General features: G+C 63.4%; 26 protein-coding genes and 2 pseudogenes. 12 read left to right on the top strand and 16 right to left on the bottom strand.

The genetic code is table 11. The annotated features are described in order from the left end of the window. Window positions 1-39 precede the first annotated feature (39 nt). Genes LDZ21_RS24320 through LDZ21_RS24335 form a run of 4 tightly spaced genes read right to left on the bottom strand, consistent with a single transcriptional unit; the run spans window position 40 to window position 4510 of the window. Window positions 40-1011 (bottom strand): ABC transporter permease, encoded by a 972-nt coding sequence (locus tag LDZ21_RS24320; protein WP_244797198.1) that lies wholly within the window; start codon window positions 1009-1011, stop codon window positions 40-42. Then, entirely contained in the window at window positions 1008-1943 is a 936-nt protein-coding gene (locus LDZ21_RS24325; protein ID WP_244797199.1) for an ABC transporter permease, read from the bottom strand. Before LDZ21_RS24325 ends, LDZ21_RS24320 begins: the two co-directional genes overlap by 4 nt. Further along, entirely contained in the window at window positions 1940-3424 is a 1485-nt protein-coding gene (locus LDZ21_RS24330) for a sugar ABC transporter ATP-binding protein (protein WP_244797200.1), read from the bottom strand. The genes LDZ21_RS24325 and LDZ21_RS24330 overlap by 4 nt, the downstream gene beginning before the upstream one ends. A gap of 48 nt (window positions 3425-3472) precedes the next feature. Beyond that, window positions 3473-4510 carry an ABC transporter substrate-binding protein gene (locus LDZ21_RS24335; RefSeq protein WP_244797201.1) on the bottom strand — a complete coding sequence of 346 codons (1038 nt, stop codon included), beginning with the start codon at window positions 4508-4510 and terminating at the stop codon, window positions 3473-3475. A gap of 450 nt (window positions 4511-4960) precedes the next feature. On the opposite strand from LDZ21_RS24335, the gene budC reads away from it, so the two are divergent. Both budC and LDZ21_RS24345 read left to right on the top strand, forming a co-directional pair. Continuing rightward, window positions 4961-5731 carry a meso-2,3-butanediol dehydrogenase gene (gene budC, locus LDZ21_RS24340; RefSeq protein ID WP_244797202.1) on the top strand — a complete coding sequence of 257 codons (771 nt, stop codon included), beginning with the start codon at window positions 4961-4963 and terminating at the stop codon, window positions 5729-5731. A gap of 62 nt (window positions 5732-5793) precedes the next feature. Continuing rightward, the gene (locus LDZ21_RS24345; protein WP_244797203.1) at window positions 5794-6942 is read left to right on the top strand and encodes an SIR2 family protein; all 1149 of its coding nucleotides are present in this window, start codon (window positions 5794-5796) and stop codon (window positions 6940-6942) included. 35 nt (window positions 6943-6977) lie between these two features. Here LDZ21_RS24345 and LDZ21_RS24350 read toward each other — a convergent pair whose 3' ends face one another. Both LDZ21_RS24350 and LDZ21_RS24355 read right to left on the bottom strand, forming a co-directional pair. Further along, window positions 6978-7355, bottom strand: a complete 378-nt coding sequence (locus LDZ21_RS24350) for a hypothetical protein (protein WP_244797204.1) — start codon at window positions 7353-7355, stop codon at window positions 6978-6980. Further along, complete coding sequence (locus tag LDZ21_RS24355; RefSeq protein ID WP_052005685.1) at window positions 7352-7579, bottom strand: hypothetical protein; 228 nt, start codon at window positions 7577-7579, stop codon at window positions 7352-7354. The genes LDZ21_RS24350 and LDZ21_RS24355 overlap by 4 nt, the downstream gene beginning before the upstream one ends. Before the next feature lie 111 nt (window positions 7580-7690). On the opposite strand from LDZ21_RS24355, the gene LDZ21_RS24360 reads away from it, so the two are divergent. Further along, window positions 7691-8284: a DUF3005 domain-containing protein gene (locus LDZ21_RS24360; protein WP_309774605.1), complete on the top strand. Its 594-nt coding sequence runs from the start codon at window positions 7691-7693 to the stop codon at window positions 8282-8284. 7 nt (window positions 8285-8291) lie between these two features. Here the strand turns inward: LDZ21_RS24360 and gcvA are convergent. Further along, window positions 8292-9178 (bottom strand): annotated as a pseudogene (gene gcvA, locus LDZ21_RS24365) (transcriptional regulator GcvA). Between the two features lie 102 nt (window positions 9179-9280). Between gcvA and LDZ21_RS24370 the strand changes: the two are divergent. Further along, window positions 9281-10123 (top strand): EamA family transporter, encoded by an 843-nt coding sequence (locus LDZ21_RS24370; RefSeq protein WP_244797205.1) that lies wholly within the window; start codon window positions 9281-9283, stop codon window positions 10121-10123. 7 nt (window positions 10124-10130) lie between these two features. Then, the gene (locus tag LDZ21_RS24375; RefSeq protein ID WP_244797206.1) at window positions 10131-10853 is read left to right on the top strand and encodes a sulfite exporter TauE/SafE family protein; all 723 of its coding nucleotides are present in this window, start codon (window positions 10131-10133) and stop codon (window positions 10851-10853) included. A gap of 76 nt (window positions 10854-10929) precedes the next feature. Here the strand turns inward: LDZ21_RS24375 and LDZ21_RS24380 are convergent, their stop codons facing one another. From LDZ21_RS24380 to LDZ21_RS24400, 5 genes are all read right to left on the bottom strand, one after another. Continuing rightward, on the bottom strand, window positions 10930-12657 hold the full coding sequence (locus LDZ21_RS24380) for a tannase/feruloyl esterase family alpha/beta hydrolase (protein WP_244797207.1): 1728 nt from the start codon (window positions 12655-12657) through the stop codon (window positions 10930-10932). Between the two features lie 151 nt (window positions 12658-12808). Then, complete coding sequence (locus LDZ21_RS24385; RefSeq protein WP_244797208.1) at window positions 12809-13750, bottom strand: ABC transporter substrate-binding protein; 942 nt, start codon at window positions 13748-13750, stop codon at window positions 12809-12811. 57 nt (window positions 13751-13807) lie between these two features. Beyond that, window positions 13808-14851: an ABC transporter permease gene (locus LDZ21_RS24390; RefSeq protein WP_244797209.1), complete on the bottom strand. Its 1044-nt coding sequence runs from the start codon at window positions 14849-14851 to the stop codon at window positions 13808-13810. A 16-nt stretch (window positions 14852-14867) separates the two neighbouring features. Further along, window positions 14868-16379: a sugar ABC transporter ATP-binding protein gene (locus LDZ21_RS24395; protein WP_244797210.1), complete on the bottom strand. Its 1512-nt coding sequence runs from the start codon at window positions 16377-16379 to the stop codon at window positions 14868-14870. A gap of 90 nt (window positions 16380-16469) precedes the next feature. Next, window positions 16470-17231, bottom strand: a complete 762-nt coding sequence (locus tag LDZ21_RS24400; protein ID WP_244797211.1) for a GntR family transcriptional regulator — start codon at window positions 17229-17231, stop codon at window positions 16470-16472. A 133-nt stretch (window positions 17232-17364) separates the two neighbouring features. Between LDZ21_RS24400 and LDZ21_RS24405 the strand changes: the two genes are divergently transcribed. Then, a complete protein-coding gene (locus LDZ21_RS24405; RefSeq protein WP_244797212.1) occupies window positions 17365-18660 on the top strand; it encodes an L-fuconate dehydratase in 1296 nt (431 codons plus the stop codon). Window positions 18661-18700: 40 nt separating this feature from the next. On the opposite strand, the gene LDZ21_RS24410 is transcribed toward LDZ21_RS24405, so the two are convergent. From LDZ21_RS24410 to LDZ21_RS24425, 4 genes and pseudogenes are all read right to left on the bottom strand, one after another. Next, window positions 18701-19447, bottom strand: coding sequence for a glucose 1-dehydrogenase (locus tag LDZ21_RS24410; protein WP_244797213.1), 747 nt, complete (start codon window positions 19445-19447; stop codon window positions 18701-18703). A gap of 155 nt (window positions 19448-19602) precedes the next feature. Further along, window positions 19603-19770 (bottom strand): annotated as a pseudogene (locus tag LDZ21_RS24415) (c-type cytochrome); the annotation flags it as partial. Between the two features lie 230 nt (window positions 19771-20000). Beyond that, entirely contained in the window at window positions 20001-20870 is an 870-nt protein-coding gene (locus LDZ21_RS24420) for an MBL fold metallo-hydrolase (RefSeq protein WP_244797214.1), read from the bottom strand. 19 nt (window positions 20871-20889) lie between these two features. Then, on the bottom strand, window positions 20890-21081 hold the full coding sequence (locus LDZ21_RS24425; RefSeq protein WP_244797215.1) for a hypothetical protein: 192 nt from the start codon (window positions 21079-21081) through the stop codon (window positions 20890-20892). A 190-nt stretch (window positions 21082-21271) separates the two neighbouring features. Between LDZ21_RS24425 and LDZ21_RS24430 the strand changes: the two genes are divergently transcribed. The 6 genes from LDZ21_RS24430 to LDZ21_RS24455 all read left to right on the top strand — a co-directional run bounded on the left by LDZ21_RS24430 (window position 21272) and on the right by LDZ21_RS24455 (window position 26091). Beyond that, window positions 21272-22063 (top strand): OBAP family protein, encoded by a 792-nt coding sequence (locus LDZ21_RS24430; RefSeq protein ID WP_052005700.1) that lies wholly within the window; start codon window positions 21272-21274, stop codon window positions 22061-22063. A gap of 47 nt (window positions 22064-22110) precedes the next feature. Beyond that, the gene (locus LDZ21_RS24435) at window positions 22111-22320 is read left to right on the top strand and encodes a hypothetical protein (protein WP_152562551.1); all 210 of its coding nucleotides are present in this window, start codon (window positions 22111-22113) and stop codon (window positions 22318-22320) included. Between the two features lie 54 nt (window positions 22321-22374). Next, on the top strand, window positions 22375-22590 hold the full coding sequence (locus LDZ21_RS24440) for a DUF2795 domain-containing protein (RefSeq protein WP_244797216.1): 216 nt from the start codon (window positions 22375-22377) through the stop codon (window positions 22588-22590). Between the two features lie 61 nt (window positions 22591-22651). Further along, window positions 22652-23104, top strand: coding sequence for a DUF3597 domain-containing protein (locus tag LDZ21_RS24445; RefSeq protein WP_244797217.1), 453 nt, complete (start codon window positions 22652-22654; stop codon window positions 23102-23104). 105 nt (window positions 23105-23209) lie between these two features. Then, window positions 23210-23509, top strand: coding sequence for a DUF6723 family protein (locus LDZ21_RS24450; RefSeq protein WP_035962731.1), 300 nt, complete (start codon window positions 23210-23212; stop codon window positions 23507-23509). A gap of 224 nt (window positions 23510-23733) precedes the next feature. Then, window positions 23734-26091 carry a hybrid sensor histidine kinase/response regulator gene (locus LDZ21_RS24455; protein WP_244797289.1) on the top strand — a complete coding sequence of 786 codons (2358 nt, stop codon included), beginning with the start codon at window positions 23734-23736 and terminating at the stop codon, window positions 26089-26091. Window positions 26092-26332: the final 241 nt, after the last annotated feature.

Consider the following 26332-nt stretch of genomic DNA (forward strand, 5'->3'; position numbering starts at 1 on the left):
GTTGATTCAACGGCGCTTCAACGCGTCTTCAATGATCCTTCAGCGCGCCGCCTTGCCGCCCGCCGCCACCGTCACCGCGATGATGAGCACGCCATAGACGATCGAACGCACGCCCGCATCCGCACCGACTGCATTGAGCACGGCGTTGGTCAGAAACAGGAACATCGATGCGCCCCACACGCCGGCAATCGTCGCCTTGCCGCCGGCAACCAGGGTGCCGCCGATCACGACCACGGCAATCGAAATCAGCATGTACTCGACGCCCATATCGAGCGACGCCCCGCCCGATGTCGCCGCTATCAGTAGCGCCGTCAGCGACGCGATCATCGACGACATCACATAGGCGAGGCAGCGCGTGCGATGCACGTCCACGCCCGCGAGCCACGCGGCCCGCGCGTTTTGTCCGATCGCCGAAAGCCTGCGCCCATACACCGCGCGATGCAGCAGCACAGCCAGCGCAATCGACAACGCCAGCGCCACCAGCGCGATATACGGCACGTCGAGGAAGCGCCCGGTTGCGAACGCGCCGAGTCCGGGCGGCGGCGGCGGAAGCTGCCTGCCTTGCGTAATGGCGATCGACTGGATGATGAAGCTCGATGACAGCGTCGCGATGATCGGCGGAATGCGCAGCATGCGAATGAGCGCGTAATTCGCGAGCCCGATCGCGATGCCCACGCCGAGCGCCGCCGCCACGCCAAGCACGATGTTCCCGTTCACGCCGCCCATCACATGCATGCCGACGACGCCAGCGAGCGCAATCGTCGATGGCACCGACAAGTCGATATTGCCCACGCCCGAGGTGATGACGAGCATCTGCCCGAGCCCGACCAGCACCATGAATACGCCGTACGTCAGCGCCGTTTGCGCCACGTTGCTCGCGATGCCGAAGCCGAAAATCGCGACGATGGCGAACCACACGAGCACTGCGCCGACGAAGGACCACGCCCACGGCGCCTGAACGGCCTTGATGCGCGACCACGCGCTTCCGTTATTGTCTGCGATGGTGTTCATCGGCGCTCTCCGCGTTGCAGCAGCACGCGCAACGACAAAACCACGATCAGGATCGCTCCCTGCATGCCGACCTGCCAGTCCGACGAAATATTCAGGAATGCGAGGAATGATGCCGCGAGCGTCAGCGTGATCGCGCCGAGCACCGCGCCGACCACGGAGACGCGCCCGCCCACGAATTCGCCGCCGCCGAGAATCACGGCCGCGATGGACAGCAGCGTGTAACGCAAGGCGAGGTTGGCATCGGCAGATGTCGTGAGGCCGAGCAGCGAGAGGCCCGACAACACGCCGAACACGCCCGCGACGCCATATAACGTCGCCTTGCTGCGCACGAGCGACCAGCCGAAGCGGCGCATCGCGCGCGGATTGCCGCCCGCGCCGCGTACGCGCACGCCCGCCGAGGAGCGCATCAGCAGCAAATGACCGATGATCGCGATCAACACCGACCATACGATCGGCGCCGCGATGAACGGCGTCTGATAGTTCATCGCCGCGCCGAGCCATGTGGGGCTCGTGCCGCCGGGCGATGGCAACAGCACGATGGCAAGCCCGCTCCACACGAAAGAAAGCCCGAGCGTCACGACGATCGACGGTATCTGACGCAACTCAATCAGCGCACCCACGGCAGCATAAGCCAGCACGCAGCCGGCGAGCGCGAGCGCGCCGAGCCACGGCGTTTTCACGAGCAGCGTCGCGCCGATGCATGCGACGAGACTCACGAACGGCCCGATGGAAAGATCGAGATCGTTGACGGTGATGATTGCAAGTTGCGCGAGCGTCGCGAGAACGATCGGCACAGCGAGATTCAACAGCAGGCTCGACCCGAAGTAGCTCATCACCGCGGGCTGCATGACGAGGATCGGTATCAGCACCGCGACGAGCGATATCGCGGGAAGCATCGCGCGCAAACGCGCTTGCGTGAAGGCAAGAGTCATGCGGCCTGCTCCTCGAAACTCGCCGCAAGCAGCGCTTCTTCCGTGCATTCGTCGGCATGGAGCACGCGCGTCACGGCGGCCGAGCGGAACACGTAAGTGCGGTCGCAATGCGACAGTTCTTCGTTTTCGGTGGTGTACCAGATGAACGTGCGGCCCTTCGCGGCTTCATCGTGAACGAGCTGATAGATGTCCCGCTTCGTGCCGACGTCGACGCCGCGCGTGGGATCGTCCATCAGGATGAGATCGGCATCCGATGCGAGCGCCCGCGCGAACAGAACCTTCTGCTGGTTACCGCCCGATAGCGACAGAATGCCCGCGCTCATCGCCGCGCCGCGTATGCCGATCTTCAGGCGCCACGCTTCGACGATGGCCCGCGCCGCCGCGAGATCGACGAGACCGCGCCTGCGTGTCGCCCCGCCCGCGAGCCAACGCACATCGAGATTCTGCGCGATGGACCAGATCGGAAATACGCCGTCGCGGCCGCGATCGCCCGCGACGAAAGCCACTTTCGCGCGGCCCGGCCCACGGCGCGACGCGGCTTCATAGATCGCAAGCAACGCTTCGGTTTGACCCTGGCCCGCGAGTCCCGCGAAGCCGACCACTTCGCCGCGCGCCGCTTCGATCGGCGTGTGACGCTTGACGCCCACGTTCCACTTGAAGTGCCGCTCGGTGCTGCGCGCGGCTTGCGATTGCGTCGCGCCCGGCGTCTTGTCCGCTTCGAGATGCTGCCCCATCGCCTGAATGATCGATGCGCGGCTCGCCTGCGCACGCGGCAACACGCCGACGATGCCGCCATCGCGCATCACCATCACGCGGTCGGCCACGCGCTCGATCTCGCCCAGCATGTGCGTGATGAGCAGGCACGTGATGCCGCCCTGCGCCGCCTTGCTCACGAACGCGAGCAATTGCTCGGCGGTATGAGCATCGAGCGATGAGGTCGGCTCGTCCAGAATCACGAGACGCACGGGGGTATCGCTGACGGTGAAGCCTCGCGCGATCTCCACCATTTGCTGCTGCGTGAGCGTGAGATCCGAGACGAGTTCGTTGCCCTTCAAGCCGTTGCCCGGGAAGATTTCTTCGAGCTTCTCGCGCATGAGCCGCGTAGCCGTGCGCCGCCATCCACGGCCATGCAGTTGTGGATGGACGATGCACATGTTCTCCGCGACCGTCAGGTTCGCGCACAGCGACAACTCCTGAAACACGCAGCGCACGCCGGCTTCGCGTGCGGCGTTGGCGTCGTAATGCGGCGCGTCGTGGCCATCGACTTCGATGCGTCCCTGCGTCGGCGCATGAACGCCGGCCAGCACGGCCATTAGCGTCGATTTGCCCGCGCCGTTGTGCCCCGCGATGCCGACGCATTCGCCCCGCAAAAAAGCGAAGTCGATACCGTCGAGCGCACGCACGCGCCCGAACGTCTTGCCGATGCCTGCGAAGCGAATCAGCGCGTCATCGCCGGCAATCGTGTCTCCTGCTCCGCCCATTCACATGCTCCATGCGTGGCGTTAGATTGAAATGCTCAGTTATTCTGACTATTTCTTCTTGTCGAGCAGCGCGACCGTCTGCGGCAGCGTGTACGTGACGTCGCTGATGCCGCCCGGCGGGGTCGCCGCGAGCTTCGCCGGCAACTCCTGCTGCGTTATCTCCAGCAACGGCACGTTGATGGTCACGTCCTTCGGGATCTTCTTGCCCGCGAGCACTTGCTGCGCGACCCAGAACGCGAACGTCACCGCACCCGGCGGATTCGACAGCGAGCGCGACTGATAGCCGTTCTTCGTCTGCTCGTTCCACCAGTTGAGCTCGGGATACGTGCTGCCGATGATCATCGGCGGTGTCGGGCGATTCGCCGCCTTGAACGCTTGCGCAATGCCGAACGACATCTCGCCTTCAGTCGCGACGCCATCGACTTGCGGCAGCGTCGGCAGGATGCCCGCAACGGCTTTCTGCGCGACCGATTGCGTCCAGTCGCCATTCACCGATCCGACGAGCTTCATGCCGGGGTACTTCTTCATCGCTTCGAGCACGCCTTCGTGCATGAGGTTATCGACGGAAATGCCCGCGACGCCCCGCACTTCGAGAATATTGCCCTTGCCGTTCAGACGTTGCGCGAGATAGTCGACGCCCTGCGCCGCCCAGCCCTTGAAGTCGAAGTTCACGCGATACGCGCAAGGCTCATCGACGATGCCATCGAAGGACACGACCACGACGCCCGCCGCGCACGCCTTCTTGATCGTGCCGTTGAGCGCGGTCGGCGAAACGGCGTCGATAACGATGGCGTTATAGCCCTGCAAAATAAGGTTCTGCACCTGTTGCGCCTGCTCGGTGACCTGGTTCTCCGCCGTGGTGAAGGCGGGCGCGGCCGCGATCTTCTTGTCGGCAACGGCCTGTTGCGACACGCCGTTCCAGCTCTTCAGCATCGACTGACGCCACGCGTTGCCCGCGAAGCTGTTCGACAGCGCAATCTTCTTCTGCGACGTATCACCGGTGGCGACCTGAGCATGCGCCGCGCCGGCGATCATGCATGACGCTGCGGCGAAGGCAATCGCCGCCTGTTTTGCTGAGCGGGACATCCGAGTCTCCTTATTATTGTGCTGCGTGTTTTGTCGGTTCAATGCGTGCAGCGCGCGTGGCGAGGCGCGTGCTGTGTCAGTGCGAGCGATACGAAGCGCGCTGAAAGAATGACGGAAAGAATAACGAAATGGGCGAAGCGGTATGTGCGCGCTCGATGCGAACGCCGGAGCGGAAAGCCTGAAACGACATCGTCATGAGCATGCCTCTTTGGAGCGCATCAGCGAGGACGCCGATGCCTTGCTTTCAAACAGTTGCCTTCGGGACTGCCTTCAGTTGCATTGCGGTCAGGCCAATCAGAGTGGTCAGGCCAACGTACCGCCGAGGCAGTATAGCGATTGCCCTTGCGCGATGCAATTCGATTGTGACCGGTAACAGACTGGCCCGTGTGCCGCTTTTCGGTGGAACGAAACATGCAGATGCACATGTACTGACAAACACTGGACAAGTACATGGACACCCTACGTTTCACATCGAAAGTGGTCATCGTGACGGGCGCTGGCTCCGGCATCGGCGAGGGCGCGGCGCGCCGGTTCGCTGCGGAAGGCGCGAACGTCGTGCTGGCCGGGCGCACGCAAGAGAAACTCGAACGCGTCGCACGCGACCTCGACGCCGCGCGCACGCTGGTTCACGCTTGCGATGTCTCCCGCCATGAAGACGCGGAGCGATTGATCGAAGCGAGCGTATCGCGCTTCGGGCGTATCGACGTCCTCGTGAACAACGCGGGCGTCGCGCCGACGGGACGCATCGATGAAGCGTCGCTCGAAGACTGGCGCGCCATCATGTCGACCGATCTCGACGGCGTCTTTTATTGCAGCCGCGCGGCCATCCGTCATCTGATCGCGGCTAAGGGATCGATCGTCAATGTGTCGTCGGTGTCGGGGCTAGGCGGCGACTGGGGCATGAGTTTCTACAACGCGGCCAAGGGCGCGGTGACCAACTTCACGCGCGCGCTCGCGATGGATCACGGCCGCGACGGCGTGCGCGTGAACGCCGTCTGTCCGAGCCTGACCGCGAGCGATCTGACGCAAGACATGCTCGACGATGAGCCGCTCATGGCGAAGTTTCGCGAGCGCATTCCACTCGGCCGCGCCGCCCGGCCGGACGACATCGCTGCGGTCATTGCCTTTCTCGCCAGCGACGACGCGCGCTTCGTGACGGGCGTGAACCTGCCTGTCGACGGGGGCCTGAGCGCATCCAACGGCCAACCGCCGCAAGCATGAAGCACGCGCCGCCGTGATTCGGTATGTCCATTGCTCGATTGTCCGGCAAGGAGGAATCGAGCATGGAGCTGGACTCGGCCGCATGGTTCGGCAAGGCGTTCTCGGAGCTGTGCAGGAAGCAGCGGTCTGCCGCGACCACCATCACGTTCGTGCTGGGCGCGGGCTTCTCGAACTCATGGGACCCGCGCTATCCGACCGGCGCGGCGCTTTTCAATCTCGCCCATGACGACTGGACGGCGTGGTCGCCCATTCTTGCCGAATTTCTCACGATGATCGGCTTTCCCGCCGAACGCACGACGCTGGATCGCGAGCTGTTTCTCGACATCGTGTATCAGGTGGGCATGTTGAGAAAGTATCCGCCGATTCGCAACCGCTTCGTCGACGACTCCTGTCTCGATGCGATCGAGCGCGAGCTGCGCTACATCGTGTATCGCAAATTCAACGATACCGCGCCGCCGCCGAAAATGCTGGATGGCCGCTTCCGGCTCGATGCGACCGGCTCGCCGGAGAAAGACGCGATCCTCTCGCTTTTCTCGGTGCTGATGCATCCGTCTTGCGCGAATGCGACGCGAGGACCAGAGCGCGCGCTGCAAGTGAGCTTCGTCACGACCAACTATGACTTCGTGATAGAAGCACTCGTCGATAGCGCGAATCCGCAGGAGCGACATGCTTCGCGCAGGCTTTATCGCGGCATTACGCCTGTTTCCTGGTGCGGAGAAGATGCGTTGATCGCGGGGCATTTGCGACCATCGGGCAATCTGTTGAAGGTCAATGGCGGCTTCGATCTGGTCATGACGCACGAAGGCTTGCAAATCGATTATCGCGAGCGCGATGACGAAGCCGTACGCCGTCATCCGCCGCAAATAATGTTGCCGTCACGCGCGCAAGACTACGATCAGCCCTATTTTCAAGCACTTTTTCCGAAGGCGGTGCGCTTGCTGCAGGAATCGCGCGTCGTGGTGCTGGTGGGCTACGGGTTTCCCGAAGAAGATGCGCTGCTGCGGCTTCTACTTCGGCAGTTCGCGGAAGCGCCCGCCGATGGCCGGCAACGCGTGCTGCATTACGTCGATCTCGCCGACGAACGTACGCAACTGGTTCGCGCACGCCGCGCGTTTCCGCACCTCGGACACGATGGCGGCCTGGTCGTCAAGCCGTTCGAAGGCTCGTTCGGTCAGTGGTGCAAGGACGTGCTGAGAAATCTGTCGATATGAAGAACGCGCGCTTACGACACGCGTAATTGCAACGCTTACCAGCCCTGCGAGCCGCCCGCGTCGTGCTTCGTCGCCGGAGACGGCTTGCCGCTTTGCGCGGCTGGCACGCCGGTGCCGCCCGTATCGCGGCTCGTGCCGCTGCCCGCGCCGCCCGTCGATACGGTCCCGGCCGGTTGTCCGTTCGGCGCGGCGTGAATGCGCGGTCCGTCTGCTGACGATCCTGCCGCAGCCGCAGCTTGCCCGCTGGCGCCCGATGGCAGCCCCGCACCCTGTCCGCCGGACCCGCCGCCCGGACAGCCCCCGCCGCCGCAGCCGAGGCCGCCGCCCGCCGCCTGAACGCTGCCCGCGAGCGCCAGCAGCGCGCCGGATATCGCCAGCTTGATAGTGTTCGCTTTCGCCGGCTTCCTGCTCACAGCGCCAGCGCCTCGTGCTCGTCGATCCACGCGATCGCGCTTTCCTTCGCGAAGGCCATCGCTTCGTTCTCGTCGACGAAGGACAGGCGAAACTCCATGTCGTGCGATTCCATCGCGTCGCCGTCGTTCGCAGTCGGCAGATAGATGCGCGCGTTGCCGACAATGCTTCCATCGTCGATGCTCGCCGATGTATGGATCGTGCATGACCGGTACTTGATTTCCATGACGTGCCTCCGCGCGGAATATGAAAGATGCGCGACAACGCAGCATAAGCCGTGCCGCTTGCTGCACTGTCGGGCACGCTGCATGCATCGACGTGCTCAATGGACGAATCCATGAACAAAAGCGAGGACGCAATGCAGAACGCAGAAGGTAATCCGTCACAGGCGCAACAGAACGACATGGCGGCGAAAAGCCCGGTCAAAACGCCCGCCACCGGCACCTCCGGCCCTGACGCCGCCAAGCAGGCCGAGGAGTTCGGCAAGACAAAGCATGCCGGCTCGGCCGAACCCGGAGCGTCGGACGACAACTCGCCGCTTCCTTCATTCAACGAGTCCGGCGATCAGTCCGCCGCGCGCGATTCAGGCGATCCGGTTCTGCGCGCGAAGGGCCGTATCCGTTCGGTCGATTCGGACGGCATGGAATCCACCGACGACACCGTCGACGCCGATGCGAAATCCATCGAAGCGCGCCGCGACGTGTCGGAATGGCATGACAATGTCATTTCGTCGAACGCGACGCTCGACAACAACGTGCCCGCGCCTGCGGCGGGGCTGGGCGGCATCGACAGCCGGCCAACCGGGAACGCGCCTTCGATCCTGCCGAAGGAGGGTTATCGCGTCGTCATCGGCGAGACGGAGTACGAGCAGCAGCTCAATGGCTCGAAGACGTCGCACGTGATCACGCTCGAGCGCAAAGAGGAAGTCTGAGCGTGCGTCAGGCGCGTTGTCCTTCGCTTTCGAGCCACGCGCAAAACAGCTTCACCACTTCGTCGGCAGGCCGGTTCTCCGCTACGTGCAATAGCTCCGCGATGGCAGGCGCGGTCCTGCGAACGGCATCACGAGCCGGCCCGCCGCGAGATCGTCCGCGACGAGCGCGGTCGGCCCCATCGCGACGCCTATCCCGTCGATCGCGCCTTGCAGCGTCAAATAAAAGTGATCGAAGGTCACGACCGCCACCGGCCGCAACGCGGGAACCTTCGCCTTCGTCAGCCAGTCGGGCCACAGCCGCGGCAGGCTCGACGTATGGAGCAGCGTGTGACGATGCAAGTCATCGGGCGTGCGCAGCGGCACGCGTTCCATGAGCGCGGGACTGCATACGGGCAGCCGTTCTTCCGCGAGGAACGGGCGCATCGAATAGCCGTAGAAAGTATCGGGGCCGCCGCGGATAACGACGTCGTAGCCTTCTTTCAGAGCTTCCAGCGGCTCGTTCGACGTATCGACCTTCATGTCGATGTCCGGATGCGCCGCGCGAAATTCGGCGAGCCTCGGCACCAGCCAGCGCAACGCGAATGTCGCGAGTGCGTTCACGGATAGCGTCCGGGGCACGGCTTGGGGAATGCCGTATCTCGCCGTCGCCTGTGCGAGTTGCTCGAACAACGGCCCGATTTCCGCGAGATATGCTTCGGCCGCGCCCGTCAGCACGACGCGCCGGTTCTTTCGCTCGAACAACGATGCGCCGAGCCATGCCTCCAGCAAACGCACTTGCTGACTCACCGCGCCCTGCGTGACGTGCAGTTCCGCCGCTGCATCCTTGAAGCTGCCGAGCCGGCCCGCCGCCTCGAAAGCACGCAACGCATTTAGTGAAGGCAGATCTCTTTTCATTCGCAATAGAAAATCTCACGCATCGGGCCAATTTATCTGGTTTGTGCGGCCTTCACAAGATAGATATTCTTGCGCATATCTTGAACGCTCACAGGAACCTGCATGTTCAGCTACACAGGCGGTGCCGTGCTGTTCGCCGCCCTGCTTCACGCAAGCTGGAACGCGATGCTGCACGGTAATCGCGACCGCTTCCTCTCGATGACATGGATGAGCATCGCGATTGCGGCCGTATCGTCGGTGGCGGTCATCGCGTTGCCCTTGCCCGCCGATGCCGCGTGGCCCTGTATCGTCGCCTCGGGGCTCGTGCATATCGTCTATAACGTGAGCCTCGTGCGCTCGTATCGGCGAGGCGATCTCGCGCAGGCTTACCCCATCGCGCGTGGCTCGTCGCCGCTGCTCGTCACGCTCGGCGCGGCGCTCTTCGCGCACGAGGCCATCGGGCCGCTGCATGCGTTCGGCATCGCGCTGATTTCCGGCGGGATCATGGCGCTGGCGTTGCAGGGGCGGCATGTGTCGCGATCGAGCGCGCTGGCCGCGTTGACCACCGGGGTGACCATCGCGATCTATACGGTCATCGACGGCATCGGCGTGCGGGCATCGAACGGACAGGCGCTTGCATATACCGCGTGGATGTTCCTCTTCTATTGGCTAATGCCGCTGCTCTTCGTGACGATGCGCGGGCTTCCCGCACTGTGGACGCCGATCCGCACCGCGCCCCTGGCCATCGGCTCGTCGCTGGGGGGCGGGCTCGTGTCGATCGCCGCGTACGGCATCGTCATATGGGCGATGCAAGCGGGCGCGATGGGCGCGGTATCGGCGTTGCGGGAAACGAGTGTCGTGTTCGCCGCGCTCATCGGCAGGGTGTTCCTGCGCGAGACCGTCAACGCGAAGCGCTGGCTCGCATGTCTGGTCGTCGCGGCGGGCGCGGTGTGTCTCGGCTTATGAGGCTCGCATGGCTTATCTGATGGTTATGACGGTCGGGCTAATGGCCGGCGTGTTGAGCGGCATCATCGGCACCGGTTCGTCGATGATGCTAATGCCCGTGCTCGTCATTCTCCATGGACCGCAACAGGCCGTGCCGATCATGGCCATCGCGTCGATACTCGGCAATCTCGGCAAGGTGCTTTCGTGGTGGCGCGAGATCGACTGGAAGGCGTGCTTTGCGTATGGCGTCACCGCGGTTCCCGGCGCGATGCTGGGCGTTCGCACGCTGCTGGCGCTGCCGTCGCGCACGGTCGATCTCGCGCTCGGCCTGTTCTTCGTCGCGATGATTCCCACACGGCGATGGCTCGCTCGCCGGTCCGTTCGCTTCTCGCTCTTCCAGCTCTCGCTCATTGGCGCGCTGGTCGGCTTCCTGACGGGCATCGTCGTATCGACCGGGCCGATCACGGTGCCCGTGTTCATGAACTATGGTCTCGTGAAAGGTGCGTTTCTCGCGACCGAAGCGGCCGGCTCATTGGCCGTGTACGGCGCGAAGGTCGCCACGTTCCGTGGATTGGGCGCGCTGCCGTCGAGCGTCGTCTTGCAGGGGCTCATCACCGGCGCATCCATCATGGCGGGGACGTTTTGTGCGCGCGGCATCGTCGCGAGGATGTCGGCGAATGCGTTCAGGCTCGTCGTCGATGCGCTGATGCTCTCGTCTGGATTGACGCTGCTCTGGGCCGCCAGCCGATAACAACGGCGATGCCACGGCTCCTCGCAAAGCCGTGGCATCGATGCATCGCTCAGTTCACTGCGGACCCACTGCGGACTCACTGCGAGGCGCATGTAAAGCTGGACGCGACGTTCACATTGCCCGAGCCGTTATAGCGCGGGAACGTCGGATACTCGCACAGCGGCCGCGTGCGGCCCGGCACGCCCGCCGTATCCGCAACGGTCTGCGCAGGCGGCGTCGTGCCGCGTTCGACCCAGTTTTCCAGCGTCGTCAACGAGTCCCACGATGCGTTGAAGATCGTGCTGATCGAATGCCCGTAGCCGGGAATCTCGTAGTAGCGCACGAAGCTCGCAACCGTCGATGCACCCATTGTCTGCTGCAGCCGCACGTAATACTGCTCGGTCGATTGCGTGCTGACGAGGGCATCCGACATGCCGTGGGCCATCAGGATCTTGCCGCCCTTCTTGTTGAACGCGGACAGGTCCGTCTTGTTCACGTCCTGCTCGGCGGTCAGCGCACTGATGCGCGCCTGATAGGCGCCCGGGTTCTGCGGATCGACGTTGAGCGAATTGACGTTCGGATCGCGCGCCACGAAGTAGCGAATCCACTGGTCCCAGAAGACGCTGAAGTAAGGCGCGGTCGCCGGCATCGGGTTCGTCGGCTGCAGCAGGTTGAGCGCCAGCGCGGTGACGGTCGCCTGCGCCGGCGCCGTGTTCACGACACCCAGGTCCGCGCCCCACACGTTGAAGCCGGGATACTGCGTCTCGCCGCTCGCGAGCGGATACGCGAACGTGATCGGCGTTGCGTACACCTTGAGCGCGTTGATCTGCGCATCCGAGAGACAGGACAGACCGGTATCCGCACCGCCCGGACAGCGCAGCGGTGCGCCGTTGAGCATGGCCGTCGACGGATCGAAGGTCGCATTGCACGCGGAAATGTTGCTGATGAGCCCGTCGGCGACGCCGTCGAGCGCATCGCAGGTGGCCGTGGCCGAATCGAGCAGGGCCTTGCGCCTCAACTGGCTCGGATACGCGCCCGGCTGCGCGAGCGCCCGCGTGATGCGGCCAAACTGTAGATCGAGCGTAGCCGCATTCCACGCCGGATAAAGCGCGATGATGCCGTCCCAGTCTTGCGGCCAGCGCTGCACGACCGCGAGCGCCTCGCGTCCACCCGACGATCCGCCCGCGAAGTACGCGCGCTTAGGCTTGTCGACCGCATAGCGTTTTGACAGCAGATAGACGGCGGTATCGCGAGTCTTCTTCAGCGCATCGCCGGAGAAGTTGGCGACGGCTTCGTCGTTGGTGCCGAACGAGCCATCGCGACTGCCGAGCGCGCCGGCCTGATGACCCGAATCGCTGCTGAACACCGCGTAGCCGCGCGCAAGCGGCGCAGGCTGCGTGGTCGGGCCGGCGGGAACGTTGCCGGTCACGGATGGCACGGTGCCGTCGTATCCGCCGCCGCCGAACATCACGACCTTGCTGTTCCACTGCGTCGGCATGGCGACGCGGAAAGTGATCTTCGGCGCAGTCTGATCGACCGGCGCGATGGTGCCGTCCACCTGACAGTATTCGGGCGTCGCCGTGACGCCCGTTCCCGATGCCGCGACGGTCGTCGCCGCCGTGACGGTCGCGCCCGTCGTCTGCAGGCCGATGGCGCTCGCCGGCACGGCCATGCCCGCAAGCTGCGCGCAGGTCAAAGGCGTCGGTGAGGGCGATGGCGAACCGTCGTCGTCCCCGCCGTGACACGCGGCGAGCGCGAGCGCGGCGAGCGGTGCGGCGACGATGACACCACGATGTGCTAAAGAGCGGCCGAGTGCTTCTGGCATGTCCCCTTCCTCCATGTAGTTTGCTTCGCTATGTCGACGGTTGTCACCCGACGCCCCGCTCGCGGCCTGCTGCGGCATCGGCGTGACACATCGTCGTCGCGGCGCATGGAGAAAGTCAATTGGGGTGTTTACTTCACCCGGCCACCCCCGATCAGTCGTAAAGCACGGCTGCAATCTTCGGGTCGTTCATGTTGCTCTTGTCGTACCAGTAGAAGCCGGTATCGACCTTCTTCGGCAGCTTCTCTCCCTTCAGCGCCTTGGCCGCCGAATCCACGACGCATTTACCGATGCCGATCGGGTTCTGCGTGATCGCGCCCAACATGAGGCCGTTGGTGATGTCCGCCTTCTGTTCCTTGCCCGAGTCGTAGCCGATCAGCACGAGCTTCTTGCCCGACTCCTTCACGCCGATCGCCGCGCCCGCAGCCGACCCTTCGTTCGCACCGAAGATGCCCTTGATGTTGGGATTGCCCTGGATCATCGCCTTGGCGATCTCGGCCGACTTCAGATGGTCGCCGGCGCCGTACTGCACCGATACGATCTTGATGTTCGGATGCTTCGACTTCATCTGATTCAGGAAGCCATCGCGACGGTCGATGCCCGTGCGGCTCGTCTGGTCGTGAACGATCACGCCGACTTCGCCCGCATTGCCGATGGCGTCGGCCATCTTGTCGGCGGCGAGCGCGGCGGCGGCGAGATTGTCGGTCGCGCACGTCGTGAGCGGAACGTCGCCATCGACGCCCGAGTCGAACGCGATGATCGGAATCTTGTTGTTCTGCGCGCGCTTGAGCAGCGGAAGCGCGGCTTTGCTGTCGAGCGCGGCGATGCCGATCGCTTGCGGCTTCTTCGCGAGCGCCGCGGACAGCATGTCGATCTGCTTGTCGACCATCGCTTCGGTTTCAGGGCCTTCGAAGCTGATGCGGATCTTCTGTTCCTTCGCCGCCTGCTCGGCGCCGGACTTCACCGCCTGCCAGAACTGATGCTGGAAGCCTTTGGAAATGAGCGGCACATACGGCTCGTCCGCATGCGCGGCGCCCGTTGCGGTCGCGAGCGCGGATACACCAATCAGGATACCGATGATTCTTCTTTTGAACATGTTACGTCTCCTCCTAGGGTTTATATCGCTTCTTGCCAGATGATCTTCGCGCAGTTCTCAGCGCTTCCTGCGCCGCAGGATGTCCGCATAGACCGCGAGAATGATGATGAGGCCGGTCACGACGATCTGCCATTCCTGCGCCACCGACATGATGCGCAATCCATTGGTCAGCACGCTCATGATGAACGCGCCGATGATGGTGCCGAGAATCGTCCCCGCGCCGCCGCTCAGCGACGTGCCGCCGATCACGACCGCCGCGATCGCGTCCAGCTCGTAGCCTTGACCGAGCGCCGGCTGCGCCGAGTTGAGCCGCGACGCGATCAAAAGGCCCGCGACGCCGCAGATCGCGCCGCCGAGGCCATAGATCGCGATCTTCCAGCGGTCCACGTTGACGCCCGAGAGCCGCACCGCTTCCTCGTTGCTGCCGAGCGCGAACGTATAGCGGCCAAGCGCCGTGCGATTCAGCGTGATGGAACTCGCAATTGCGATGACGAAGAGAATCAGCACCGCATTCGGAATCGGCACGCTCGGGAAGAAGTAGCCGATCAGCGAGTCCTGCGAAATCATGTAGAAGTTCTCGGTGTCGGTGAAGTAGATCGGCTTGTTCGTCGACACGACGAGCGACAATCCCTTCAGCAACATCATCATGCCGAGGGTCGCGATGAAGGGCGGTATCTTCATCTTCGCGGTCAGCGTGCCGGAGATGGTGCCGCACAGCGCGCCCGTTGCGATGGCCGCGACGATGCCGAGCCACATCGGCAGATGCCAGTACGTGAGAAACACGCCGCATATGACGGCGGTGAAGGTCATCAGCGTACCGACCGACAAGTCGATGCCCCCCGTGATGATCACGAAGGTTGACGCAATGGCGAGCACGCCGTTGACCGCGGTCGCCTGCAAGATGCCGAGGATGTTGTCCGTCTGCATGAAAGCGGGCGAAGCGAAGCTGAAGAACACGAGCAGCAGGATCAGGCTCGCGAACGCGAGCAGCTTTTGCAGCGCGGTCGGCGTGAAGAGGCGGCCGCGCAAGCCGCCCGCGCGTCGCCCGCCTGCAAGCGCGGCGCTTTCGGATGGCTGGGAAGGCTGCGATGGCTGGTTCATGGTCGGTCCTCGCGGCTCATGCCGCTTGCAGGGTGGGACGACGCGTCGCGAGCTGCATGATGCGCTCTTGCGTCGCTTCGCTAGCGGAAAGTTCGCCGGTGATGCGCCCTTCGCACATCACGACGATACGGTCACTCATGCGCAGAATCTCCGGCAGTTCGGAGGAGATCATCACGATCGCCTTGCCTTGTGCCGCGAGCGAGCGCAGCAGCCGATAGATTTCGCTCTTCGCGCCGACATCGATGCCGCGAGTGGGTTCGTCGAAGAACAGCACGTCGCAATCGCGTTCGAGCCATTTGGCGATGACGATCTTCTGCTGGTTGCCGCCGGAGAGCAGCCGCACCGGTTGCGTGGGCGACGGCGTTCTGATCGCCAGCAGCTTGATGAAGTGCGACGCCGACTTGCGGATACGCCCGCGCCGCAGGAACATGCCCGCCCAAAGGAATTTGCCGAGGTCCGACATGACGATGTTCGATTCGACATCCATGCCCGTGGCGAGACCGAAGCGCTTGCGATCCTCCGACAGATAGCCGATGCCGCGCGTCACCGCATCGCTCGGCCTCCTGATGCTGGCCTTCGCGCCCTTCACGTAGATTTCGCCGGACTCGATCGGATCGGCCCCGAACACCGCGCGCGCCACCTCGGTGCGGCCCGCGCCCATGAGACCGGCGAAGCCCAGGATCTCGCCTTTGCGGAGCGTGAAGCTCACGTCGCGCACGAGCGGTCCCGCGTTGAGATGCCTGACGTCGAGGGCGACATCGCCCTGTTCCGAACCGCCGAGGAAGGACGTCAGATCGGTCAGCGTGCGGCCCACCATCATGCCGATGATCGTCTCCACGCTCGTCTCGCGCGTGCCGACAGTGGCGACATATTCGCCGTCGCGCAGCACGGTCACGCGATCCGATATCTGTTCGAGCTCGTCCATCTTGTGCGAGATATAGACGATGCCGACGCCGCGCTCCTTCAGTTGCCGGATGATGCGAAAGAGTTCGGCAATCTCGGCATCGTTGAGCGCGGAAGTCGGCTCGTCCATGATGAGCACGCGCGAATCGAACGACAACGCCTTCGCGATTTCCACCATCTGCTGGCTCGCGACGGTGAGCGTGTCGACCACCGTGCGCGGATCGAGATTGACGTGCATGCGTGCGAGGATGTCGTGCGCCGCCCGATTGAGCTTGTCCTCGTCGAGGAGGAGGCCCATCAGCTTGCGCGGCTCGCGTCCGATGAAGATGTTCTGCGCGACCGTCAGATGATTCATCAGATGCAGTTCCTGATGAATGATGCCGATGCCGAGCGCCTGCGCTTCACGCGGACTGGTGAATTCGACGGGCTTGCCGTCGACGAGCATCGCGCCTGAATCGCGGCTGTACACGCCGGCGAGAATCTTCATCAGCGTGGACTTGCCCGCGCCGTTCTCGCCCATGAGCGCATGGACTTCGCCCGGCATGAGTTCGAACTGCACTTCATGCAGTGCGCGCACGCCTGGAAAACTTTTGCTGAGCTTGCTGACGGAAATGAGCGGAGTCATGGAGTCCCGTTTCAAGAGGTTCGATACTGTGTGTCGATACCGCTGAACATCCACCTGCCACTGCCACTGCTGTTTTTGCTATTGCTTTTGCTATTGCTCGAAGAGATCCGGCCTCTTTGCGGCCGAGCGATGCAGTTCCGCCACCACCTGATCGAGATGGTCGTGCATCGCTTTGGCGGCGGCATCGGCTTCGCCGTTTCGTATCGCTGCGAAGATGCGTTCGTGTTCCGCGAGCGTATGAACGAGCCGCTCCGGACTGGCGAGAATCTGCCGCGCACGATCCAGCGCGTTGCGCGATACCGCTACGATTTCCTTTACACGCGGCAACGCGATAGCATCGAGAAGAATCTCGTGAAATGCGAGGTCCAGCGCGTGAAACGCGAGGCGCTGATCATTCGCGACCGCCGCGCGTTGCTGCTCCAGATTGCCGATCAGTGAATCGAGCGTGGCGGGCGCGAGATGAAGCGCCACGCCGCGCACTGTTTCGACTTCCAGCGCACTACGGATGAACAAATGCTGATGAATGTCGCGCAGCGCGATGGGCTTCACCCGCGTGCCGCGCTGCGGCAAGACTTCGACGAGGCCCGCGTGTTCGAGCCGCGCCAGCGCGGCGGAAACTGGAAAACGCGAGACGCCCATGCGCTCGCAGACCGCGATCTTGTCGATCATCATTCCCGGTTCCAGCGCCAGCGTGACGATGGCTTCGCGCAACGCTTCCTCGACCGCATCGGTCAGGCTGCCCCGCTGCGCCCCGCCGTCGATCTTGTGCAGTGCGTCATACGGAGTACTCATAATGTTCGTATCGGACGAGGTACTCACGGGGCGCTTGATTTCCGATGAAGATGCTAGCATGCTAGAAAGCAGATTCGATGTTGTCAACGCGTGCAAATGCCTAGTCGTCGTTAAACGCTTGTGACGTCATCGGAACTCATTGGTGTTTTCCCGCAGACCGAAGTCGATCGACATCGCCCCGGAGGGCGCCCTGATGACCACGATCACCAAACTGTCCGTTCGGGACATTCGCTTTCCCACTTCGCGCTCGCTCGATGGCTCGGACGCCATGAACGCCGCGCCGGACTATTCCGCCACCTACGTCACGCTCGAAACGGATTCATCCGGGCTGACCGGACACGGTCTCACCTTCACCATCGGACGCGGCAACGAGATATGCGTCGCAGCCGTCCGTGCGCTGACGCCGCTCATCGTCGGCAAGACGCTCGAAGACATCACCGCGAACATGGGCGCGTTCTGGCGCGCGTTCACATCGGACAGCCAGTTGCGCTGGATCGGCCCGGACAAGGGCGCGATTCATCTTGCGACGGCGGCAGTCGTCAACGCGGTGTGGGACTTGTGGGCGAAGGCGGTAGGCAAGCCGGTGTGGAAGCTGCTCGCCGACATGACGCCGGAAGAACTCGTGCGGTGCCTGGACTTCCGCTACGTGACCGATGCGATCACGCCGTACGAGGCCATCGCGATACTGAATCGCCATGTGAAGACACGCGGCGAGCGCGAGAAAGAAATGCTGGATCGCGGTTATCCGGCTTACACGACATCGGCGGGATGGCTCGGCTACGACGACGACAAGATTCGCCGGCTCGCACGCGAAGGCGTCGCGCAGGGCTGGACGCATTTCAAGCAGAAGGTCGGCGGCAATCTGGAAGAAGACGTGCGGCGTGCGCGCATTCTTCGCGAAGAAATCGGCCCGGATGCGAAGCTGATGATGGACGCGAACCAGGTTTGGGACGTCGATGAAGCCGTCGCCAACATGCGGCGTCTCGCGGAGTTTGATCCCTGGTGGATCGAAGAACCCACGAGCCCCGACGATGTCCTCGGCCATGCCGCCATCCGTCGAAGGCTCGGTTCGATCGGCGTCGCCACGGGCGAGCATTGCCAGAACCGCGTAATGTTCAAGCAGTTGTTGCAGGCGGAAGCCATCGGCTTCTGTCAGATCGACAGTTGCCGTCTCGGCGGCCTGAACGAAGTGCTCATCGTGCTGCTGATGGCCGCCAAGTTCGGCGTGCCGGTGTGTCCGCACGCGGGCGGTGTCGGGCTATGCGAGTACGTGCAGCACATCTCGCTGTTCGATTACATTTGCGTGTCCGGCTCGCTCGACAATCGCGTGCTCGAATACGTCGATCACCTGCACGAGCATTTCATCGATCCCGTCGTGATCCGCAACGGCCGGTACATGCCGCCGCAACAGCCGGGCTATAGCATCGAAATGAAAGCGGCCTCGCTCGACCGGCATGTGTATCCGGATGGCGAGGCCTGGCGTTCGTGAACGCATGCCCGGCGTTTCGACGGCCGGGCATGTCTTTGGATCAGCGCAGCCCGCCGCTCGCGATGATGCTTTCGCCGGTCAGCCAGCGTGCATCGTCCGATGCGAGGAACACCGCGACGGATGCGATGTCGTCCGGCTGACCCAGGCGGCCTAGCGGCGTCTGGCCGACGATCGCCGTATCCATCTCCGAACCGATGATGCCCGCCGTGTTCGTGCCTTCGGTCACGACCATGCCGGGATTGATCGAGTTCACGCGAATCTTCTTCGGACCGAGTTCGCGGGCCAGCGCGCCGGTGATCGCGTCGACCGCGCCTTTGGTGCCGCTATACACGGCGCTGGCGGGCGGCGTGATACGGCTCACGACCGAACTGACATTGATGATGCTCGCGCCTTCGCCGAGATGCTTCGCGGCGGCTTGCGTCACGAGCAACACGCCGAGCACGTTCACGTTGAACTGCTTATGGAAGTGCTCTTCGGTGATTTCTTCGATCGTCGAGAACTCGTAGATGCCCGAGTTGTTCACGACGATATCGAGCCTGCCATACGTCTCCACGGCGGCATTCACGATGCCTTGCGCATCCGCTGCTTTCGACACGTCACCGCCCACGGCGATCGCGCGTCCGTTCGCTGCGGTGATATCGGTCACGACCGCATCTGCTCCGGCCCTGCTGCTCGAATAATTCACCACCACCGAAGCGCCTTCCGCTGCGAGCTTTCTGGCGATTGCAGCGCCAATGCCCTTCGACGCACCCGTTACGACGGCGACCTTCCCTGCGAGCTTGCTCATGATCGTTTCCTTTCAAAGAATGTTTGCGGCGGTTCATCGGTTGAACCGATCTGCCAAGCGCAAATGTAGACAGGTCGATCGTTGCGATAAAGCGGCTCAAAACGAATTGACTGGCAGGGAATCGCGAACAATGAAGGATTTTCTGTATGCGCCCGCTACAAAGCGCGCGGTCGCAGGTCCGCGAGGAAGCCATCGCGGTTCGGCATTTCATGCGCGGCAACGACCGTGCATCGAGCCGCGCGTCTTCGGGAACGATCTTGTTCAGACAGAGCATACGCGCTCAGGGCATGGATTTCGTCCGCCGACAGCGACTGCGGCGCGTTAGGCGAATGGCGGCCGCGCCAGCCGCAAGCTTGCGCATGGCCTCGCGCCGCCCTTGCGTTAGGCGGAAGCCGGGGTTGTCCTTGCATCATATGGAATCCGAATGGATTGCGTTAGCGGGCCGATTAGCGATTGGCCGCGCCGCCTGAGAGCGCAGGCGCATCATTCTAGTCAGCGGACGTTCGCCCGCTAACCAACGAGGATTCATATCGTTATGAAGAAGGCCGTGCGTTCAGCAGACCAGCAACTGCTCAGCGGGAATTCCCGGCGAACGGCCCGCCAGTTTTTCGAATTCGAAAGGATCGTGACTGCAAAAGACGGTCAACCCCGAGCCCGCGCTTCGGCATAGCTCGCGCAAACGCGCCTGATTCTGCAAACGCGCCGTGCGATCCTTCTCCATCATCCATTGATAGAACGCAAGGCCCGGCGTGCAACGCGGGCGGTCCCAATCCATCTCGGTATGAAAGAAGTAGGCGTCGGCAGCGAGTAGCAGCCATCCGGCTCCGTCCTTGCGCACCGCGATGCCCGCGTGCCCGAACGTATGGCCAGGCAGCGGCACGAGCGCGATGTCGTCGGCGAAACCGGGCAGCGGCCGCACCGAGTCGAAGCCGCGCCATTTCTCGCCGCCTCCGCGATGCACCGTCCAGTTCCCGCGCGTCGACCATTGTTGCGGGCGGAAGCGCTGCCGGTCGAGCCACGTCTTCTGTGCGAGCGCATAGTCGCGCTCGATCTCCAGCATATGAACGGTCGCGTGCGGAAAGTCGTCGAGGCCGCCTGCGTGATCGAAGTCGAGGTGACTCATCAGGATGTGCCGCACATCGCTCGCCTTGAAGCCCAGGCGCTCGATCTGCCGCACCGCCGTCATTTCCTCGCGAAAGTCCGGCTTCAGCATGAAAAGAAAGAACGTGCTGAGACGGCTCTGCGGATTCGCGACGTCCCGAAGGCCGAAGCCCGTATCGACGAGCACGAGGCCATCGTTCGTTTCGACGAGAAGACAGTGGCATGTGAGTTCGCCGCGGCGCAACAGGCTCGGCGTGCGGCCGTCGAACAGCTTGCCGCCGAGCGGACAACTCGATATGCAGTTGAGGTGATGAACGCGCATGAAAGCCGCTCGCGCGCCTTCAGGACTTGTCGCCGTCGGCCGGCTTCACTTCCGACAGATCGTCCGCCCTCACCTCGGCCTCGCGCACGGTCGTGCCTTCGTCATCGGTCTCGGAGACATCGGTCGTGAAGGTTTCGTCGCTGCCGGTTTGCGCCTCATCGTCCGCGTTCTGCGATGCGTCCGGTTTGCCGTTCTCGGGTGACGTGCTCATGATTCGCTCCTGGTGACGTACGTGGAAGGACGGGATGCGGCGCCAAGAGGGTCTGGAATCCGCACGCTGAGAGTCAAAGCAATCGCAGTGCCGCGCAATCGTGAGCCGGCGAGTGAGTCTGCAAGCGCCCGGCGGAACACTTATTGCTGCCCGACTGACGAAGCGAATGCTTGACGAAAGGGAGGCGTGGATGACCAACCGGCGTGTGCTGTCGAACGAATCCGACTCATTGATGCCGCTCGCCGCGGGCATGGTGGCGGGCCTTGCAGCGGCCGCGGGGCTGCTGATCGGCCGCCGCGTGAGCGCGCTCGCTCGCACGGGCGAAGGTCACTCGGCGAAGCATCGTTTGCTCGATCTGGCATCGGGCGTGATGCAGCCGAAGTATCCGCTCGCCGCAATGAGCACATGGCTTAACGGCTTCCATATGTATGCGGACGACATGGGCCGTCAGGTCGAAGCGCACCACTTCTGCATTCATCTGAAACATGACCTGCATCAATGCGTGATCTTCGATTCGAACCGGCCGGATGCGCGGCTCATCGGCATCGAATACATCATTTCGGAAGAGCGCTTCCGGCAGTTGCCCGAGGAAGAGAAGCGCCTGTGGCATAGCCATCATTACGAGGTGAAGTCGGGCACTCTCGTTGCGCCGGGCATACCGGAGATGGCGGAGCGCGCGTATTTCAACGATCTCGTTTCCACGTACGGAAAGACCTTCCACACGTGGCAGATCGATCGCGACGACTTTCCGTATGGCCCGCCGCAACTGATGATGGGCTTCACGCAGGACGGGCAGCTCGACGAGTCGATGCTCGCTGCGCGCGATGCGCGTCTCGGCGTCTCGTGGGAAGACCGCAGGCGCAAGCGTTACGACATTCCCGTGCCCGACATCGTGCCCGGTGCGAATGCGTGGGAAAGCGGCACCTCAGTGCAGACGACGCTCATGGACGTCCCGTTCCGGGACCGGCGCGACGCGTCGTGAGCATCCAAACGCAGTCCAAAGCCAGAACGGAGGAAGGACAAATGCGCATGAATTCCATTACCCGCATTGCAGTACTCGGTGCAGTCGTCGCGGCGATGTCGCTCACTGCGGGATGCAAGCGCGGCTCGGATAGCGCGGGCGCAGGCGGCGCGGCAAGCGACACGTCCGCGGCATCGGCGCCCATGGCATCGGCGCCCGCGGCAACGAGCTTCCCTGCGACCGCCGCCAGCGACGCACCCGCCGGCGCGAGCCAGTAAGCGGAGCCGCATCGCGCAGGCGCTGTTCGAATCATCATCTGAAGGAGAAACGCGATGGCCAAAGACGAGTCCAGCGGCTCGAACAACATGTTCATCGAGATGCAGAAGGCGCTGAAGGGAATCGACTATCCCGCGGACAAACAGACGCTCCTCGACACCGCGCGCAGCAACGGCGCAAGCGAGGAAGTGACCAACGCGCTCGATGCGCTGCCCGAGCAGGAATTCGACAGCCCTGCGGCGGTATCGAAAGCGGTTGGCCAGGAAGAGTGACGGTCTTTGCATCACCTGCCATGCGCGGACTTCGCGCTGCTTCAATCACAGAGGGAACACAATGAGCATTTTCTCGACCATCCTGAACAAGATTTTCCCGCATGACCATCCGGCGGCGACGACATCCGGTGCGGCCACGCCGCCGGCGGCATCCAACGCGGCAGGCGGCGCGGCGGCGTCGACGCAGGCCAATCCGTCGGCTGCGCCGGCAACGTCCGGCACCGAACCGGCGCGTCCTCCCGTCACGCCGATGCCCGAAGTCGACGTCGAAGCGATCCTCGTGCAGAAACAGCAGCAGAACGGCGCGAACCTCAACTGGCGCACGTCGATCGTCGATCTGATGAAGCTGCTCGGCCTCGACAGCAGTCTTCAGGCGCGCAAGGAACTCGCCGTTGAGCTGCACTACACCGGCAACACGGAAGACTCGGCTTCGATGAACATCTGGCTGCACAAGGAAGTCATGAAGAAACTCGCGGAGAACGGCGGCAAGGTTCCCGACGATCTCAAGAACTAACGCAGGAATCGCCATGACCGGTTCTATCGTGCGATCTACAGCGGAGAGGTTCGGCACGCTACGTGCTGAAACTTCGCGCCGTTTCCCCTGAGGGATGTGATCGCCATGAAAGAACCGGTCTCGCGTCGCGCGAAACTTGTCCTGTTTCCCTGGAAGAAGAACGTGTCGGCCAAACCCGGCCTCACCGACGATGACTACGCGATCTACGCGTCTTATCGGCCGCATGTCAGCGGCGCATTCGTCGGCACGCTGAAGGTGGTCCGGCTGACCGACGGACGCCTCCTTTATCCCTTCGACGGCGCCGAAGAGATCGGCCCGTTCACGCTCAAGGACGACGCGAAAAACGCCGCTCAGGCGCGCGGCAAGGAAATCGTCGAGGCCGATCTGCGCATGCCGGAACTGTGATTGCGGTCAGGCTGGGGCCGATTGCTGCACTTGCACCTCTGCTGGCGCGGCTTCTTCTCGCCGCCAACGCGCGCTCGCGCACATCGACGCGCGATGACCCGGCGGCACGCTCGCACGAAGAAGGGCACAAGCCGTTAAAATGTCCGGTTACGACAACTCCCCGTCCATGCTTTGCGAATTGCCGCGTGAAGGGTCAACGAGTACAAGAACCGATGACAATTGCCATGCGCAAGAGCGAGAATCCGAACGATGATCACGCCCTTCAAGACTGGGCGCGCATCTGGGTCGAATCGACGACGAACCTTGCAGCTTTCTGCCTGTCGCCGGAAGGCTTTGTTTCCACATGGAATCCCGGCGGTAGCGCCATTTATGGCTATGCGCCCGACGAAATCGTCGGACGCCACTACTCCATCTTCTTTCCCGACGAGGCCCGCGAGCACGGCATCGTCGAAATAGAACTGCGCGAGGCGCGCGAGCACCGGAGCTTCGAAACCGAGGGCTGGCGCAAGCGCAAGGACGGCTCCGTCTTCTGGGCAAGCGTGCTGACGACGTCGCTCGCCGATCACGACGGCTCCCTGCTCGGTTTCGTGAAGATCGTTCGCGACGAGAGCGACAAGCGCAAGGCGCACGATGCGGTCATCGAAAGCGAGCGGCGCTTCAGGCTGCTCGTGGAGGGCGTGACCGACTATTCGATCTTCATGCTCTCGCCCGAGGGTCTCGTGACCAACTGGAACAGCGGGGCGCGGCGCATCAAGGGCTATACCGCCGACGAGATCATCGGCGCGCACTTCTCCCGCTTCTATTCGCCGGAAGACGCCGCCGCCGGGATGCCGCAACGCGCGCTCGACACCGCCGCCCGCGAGGGACGCTTCGAGTCCGAAGGCTGGCGTTTGCGCCGCAATGGCACGCGCTTCTGGGCGCACGTGATCGTCGACGCGATCCGCGACGAGAAAGGCACGCTGATCGGCTTCGCGAAGATCACGCGCGACGTCACCGAGCGGCGCGAGGCGGACCAGCTACTCGAGGAAACCCGCGCGGCGCTGTTGCAGGCGCAAAAGATGGAGGCCATCGGCAAGCTCACGGGCGGCGTCGCGCATGACTTCAATAACGTCCTGCAAGTGCTGCGCGGCAATCTCGAACTGCTGCGCACGCGCTGCCTTCACGACACCTGGAGCATGGACCGCGTGAGCAGCGCGATCGACGCCGTCGAGCGCGGCGCCAAGCTCGCCTCGCAGTTGCTCGCGTTCGGCCGCCGCCAGGCGTTGCGGCCGGTATCGGTGAATCTCGCGGCGATGGTGCGCGGCATGGACGACCTGCTGCGCCGCGCGCTCGGCGAAACCATCGAGGTCGAGACGGTTGTATCGGGCGGGCTGTGGAATGCGTTCGTCGATCTGCATCAGTTGGAGAACGTGCTGCTGAATCTCGCCATCAACGCGCGCGACGCGATGCCCGAGGGCGGCAAGCTCACGCTCGAACTGGCCAACGCCATGCTCGATGACCGTTACGTGCGCAGCTTGTCCGACGTGCCGCCCGGCCAGTACGTGATGCTCGGCGTGACCGATACGGGCATCGGCATGCCGCCGGAAGTGATGGAGCGCGCGTTCGATCCGTTCTTCACGACGAAGCCCGAAGGCGAAGGCACTGGGCTCGGACTAAGCATGGCGTATGGCTTCGTCAAGCAAAGCGGCGGGCATATCCGCATCTATAGCGAAGTCGGGCACGGAACCACGGTGCGCGTGTATCTGCCGCGATCGTCCGTCGAGGCGGCGGAGCCGGTCAGATGGCGCAACGCACCGGTCACGGGCGGCACGGAAACCGTGCTCGTCGTCGAGGACGATCAGAAGGTGCAGGCGACGGTCATCGAAATGCTCTCCGAGCTGGGCTATCACGTGCTGAAAGCGGACAACGCCGATCAGGCGCTCGTCGTGTTGAGCAGCGGCGTGCACGTCGATCTCATCTTCACGGACGTCGTAATGCCCGGTACGCTGAAGAGCCCGGAGATGGCGCGTCGTGCGGTCACGATGCAGCCGCACGTGCGCGTGCTGTTCACATCCGGCTATACGCAGAACGCGATCGTGCATGGCGGGCGTCTCGACCCCGGCGTCGAACTGTTGAGCAAGCCGTACAGCCGCGAAGACCTCGCCTTCAAACTGCGGCAAATGCTGGGCTCACCGGGGGAACTCGTCGCCGCACCTGCCGATAAACCATCGGCGGAATCCGCCCCGGCGGGTGCGAAACGCGTGCTCGTCGTCGAAGACGACGGCGCGACGCGTGAAGCGGTCGGCGAACTCATCGGCATGCTGGGTCATCAGGTGGTCGGCGCGGCCAACGCGCAAGCGGCGCTCGATGCCATGGCGCAAGGCCCGTTCGATGTCCTTCTCACCGATATCAACCTGCCCGACATGACGGGCATCGAACTGGCGCGACGCTGGATCGAACGCTTCCCGGACGTGCGCGTGATATTCGCGTCGGGGGAAAACGTCATGCAGGAAGACGTGCGGGACTTCTCGTGGCAAGCGCTGCGCAAGCCCTATACGCTCGAACAGCTCGAAAACGCGTTGAGCGACAACAGCGGAGCGTAGCCGCCCGGCATCGTGCCGTGGCGCATGGCTGAGACTGCGCGGTCGAGCGCGTCTCAGCCGGGCCTTCCTCGTTAATTCATTGCTCACTGCGGAATCGGCCGCCCGGCTTTACGCGGGAATGATTCCGGTTTAGTCACGTCTTTATTACGGCATCCATAATAATTCAAAGCGGGCTTGTAATATCGCTATGGCGCTCGCCCCTTCGAGCGTCGCCGGGACGTGCATCGCGTCTCGCGTTGCG

Origin of the sequence: Caballeronia grimmiae (assembly GCF_022879615.1) — a bacterium.
GTDB classification, from domain to species: Bacteria; Pseudomonadota; Gammaproteobacteria; order Burkholderiales; family Burkholderiaceae; genus Caballeronia; species Caballeronia grimmiae.

Bases quoted from the DNA above. Each gene is read 5' to 3' on its own strand.
- LDZ21_RS24320 (WP_244797198.1), bottom strand. From the start codon at position 1,011: ATGAACACCATCGCAGACAATAACGGAAGCGCGTGGTCGCGCATCAAG.
- LDZ21_RS24335 (WP_244797201.1), bottom strand. From the start codon at position 4,510: ATGTCCCGCTCAGCAAAACAGGCGGCGATTGCCTTCGCCGCAGCGTCA.
- LDZ21_RS24380 (WP_244797207.1), bottom strand. From the start codon at position 12,657: ATGCCAGAAGCACTCGGCCGCTCTTTAGCACATCGTGGTGTCATCGTC.
- LDZ21_RS24450 (WP_035962731.1), top strand. From the start codon at position 23,210: ATGAAAGAACCGGTCTCGCGTCGCGCGAAACTTGTCCTGTTTCCCTGG.
- LDZ21_RS24345 (WP_244797203.1), top strand. From the start codon at position 5,794: ATGGAGCTGGACTCGGCCGCATGGTTCGGCAAGGCGTTCTCGGAGCTG.
- LDZ21_RS24420 (WP_244797214.1), bottom strand. From the start codon at position 20,870: ATGCGCGTTCATCACCTCAACTGCATATCGAGTTGTCCGCTCGGCGGC.
- LDZ21_RS24360 (WP_309774605.1), top strand. From the start codon at position 7,691: ATGAACAAAAGCGAGGACGCAATGCAGAACGCAGAAGGTAATCCGTCA.
- LDZ21_RS24325 (WP_244797199.1), bottom strand. From the start codon at position 1,943: ATGACTCTTGCCTTCACGCAAGCGCGTTTGCGCGCGATGCTTCCCGCG.
- LDZ21_RS24430 (WP_052005700.1), top strand. From the start codon at position 21,272: ATGACCAACCGGCGTGTGCTGTCGAACGAATCCGACTCATTGATGCCG.
- LDZ21_RS24370 (WP_244797205.1), top strand. From the start codon at position 9,281: ATGTTCAGCTACACAGGCGGTGCCGTGCTGTTCGCCGCCCTGCTTCAC.
- LDZ21_RS24435 (WP_152562551.1), top strand. From the start codon at position 22,111: ATGAATTCCATTACCCGCATTGCAGTACTCGGTGCAGTCGTCGCGGCG.
- LDZ21_RS24390 (WP_244797209.1), bottom strand. From the start codon at position 14,851: ATGAACCAGCCATCGCAGCCTTCCCAGCCATCCGAAAGCGCCGCGCTT.
- LDZ21_RS24355 (WP_052005685.1), bottom strand. From the start codon at position 7,579: ATGGAAATCAAGTACCGGTCATGCACGATCCATACATCGGCGAGCATC.
- LDZ21_RS24385 (WP_244797208.1), bottom strand. From the start codon at position 13,750: ATGTTCAAAAGAAGAATCATCGGTATCCTGATTGGTGTATCCGCGCTC.
- LDZ21_RS24425 (WP_244797215.1), bottom strand. From the start codon at position 21,081: ATGAGCACGTCACCCGAGAACGGCAAACCGGACGCATCGCAGAACGCG.
- budC (WP_244797202.1), top strand. From the start codon at position 4,961: ATGGACACCCTACGTTTCACATCGAAAGTGGTCATCGTGACGGGCGCT.
- LDZ21_RS24440 (WP_244797216.1), top strand. From the start codon at position 22,375: ATGGCCAAAGACGAGTCCAGCGGCTCGAACAACATGTTCATCGAGATG.
- LDZ21_RS24405 (WP_244797212.1), top strand. From the start codon at position 17,365: ATGACCACGATCACCAAACTGTCCGTTCGGGACATTCGCTTTCCCACT.
- LDZ21_RS24455 (WP_244797289.1), top strand. From the start codon at position 23,734: ATGCGCAAGAGCGAGAATCCGAACGATGATCACGCCCTTCAAGACTGG.
- LDZ21_RS24395 (WP_244797210.1), bottom strand. From the start codon at position 16,379: ATGACTCCGCTCATTTCCGTCAGCAAGCTCAGCAAAAGTTTTCCAGGC.
- LDZ21_RS24400 (WP_244797211.1), bottom strand. From the start codon at position 17,231: ATGCTAGCATCTTCATCGGAAATCAAGCGCCCCGTGAGTACCTCGTCC.
- LDZ21_RS24445 (WP_244797217.1), top strand. From the start codon at position 22,652: ATGAGCATTTTCTCGACCATCCTGAACAAGATTTTCCCGCATGACCAT.
- LDZ21_RS24375 (WP_244797206.1), top strand. From the start codon at position 10,131: ATGGCTTATCTGATGGTTATGACGGTCGGGCTAATGGCCGGCGTGTTG.
- LDZ21_RS24330 (WP_244797200.1), bottom strand. From the start codon at position 3,424: ATGGGCGGAGCAGGAGACACGATTGCCGGCGATGACGCGCTGATTCGC.
- LDZ21_RS24410 (WP_244797213.1), bottom strand. From the start codon at position 19,447: ATGAGCAAGCTCGCAGGGAAGGTCGCCGTCGTAACGGGTGCGTCGAAG.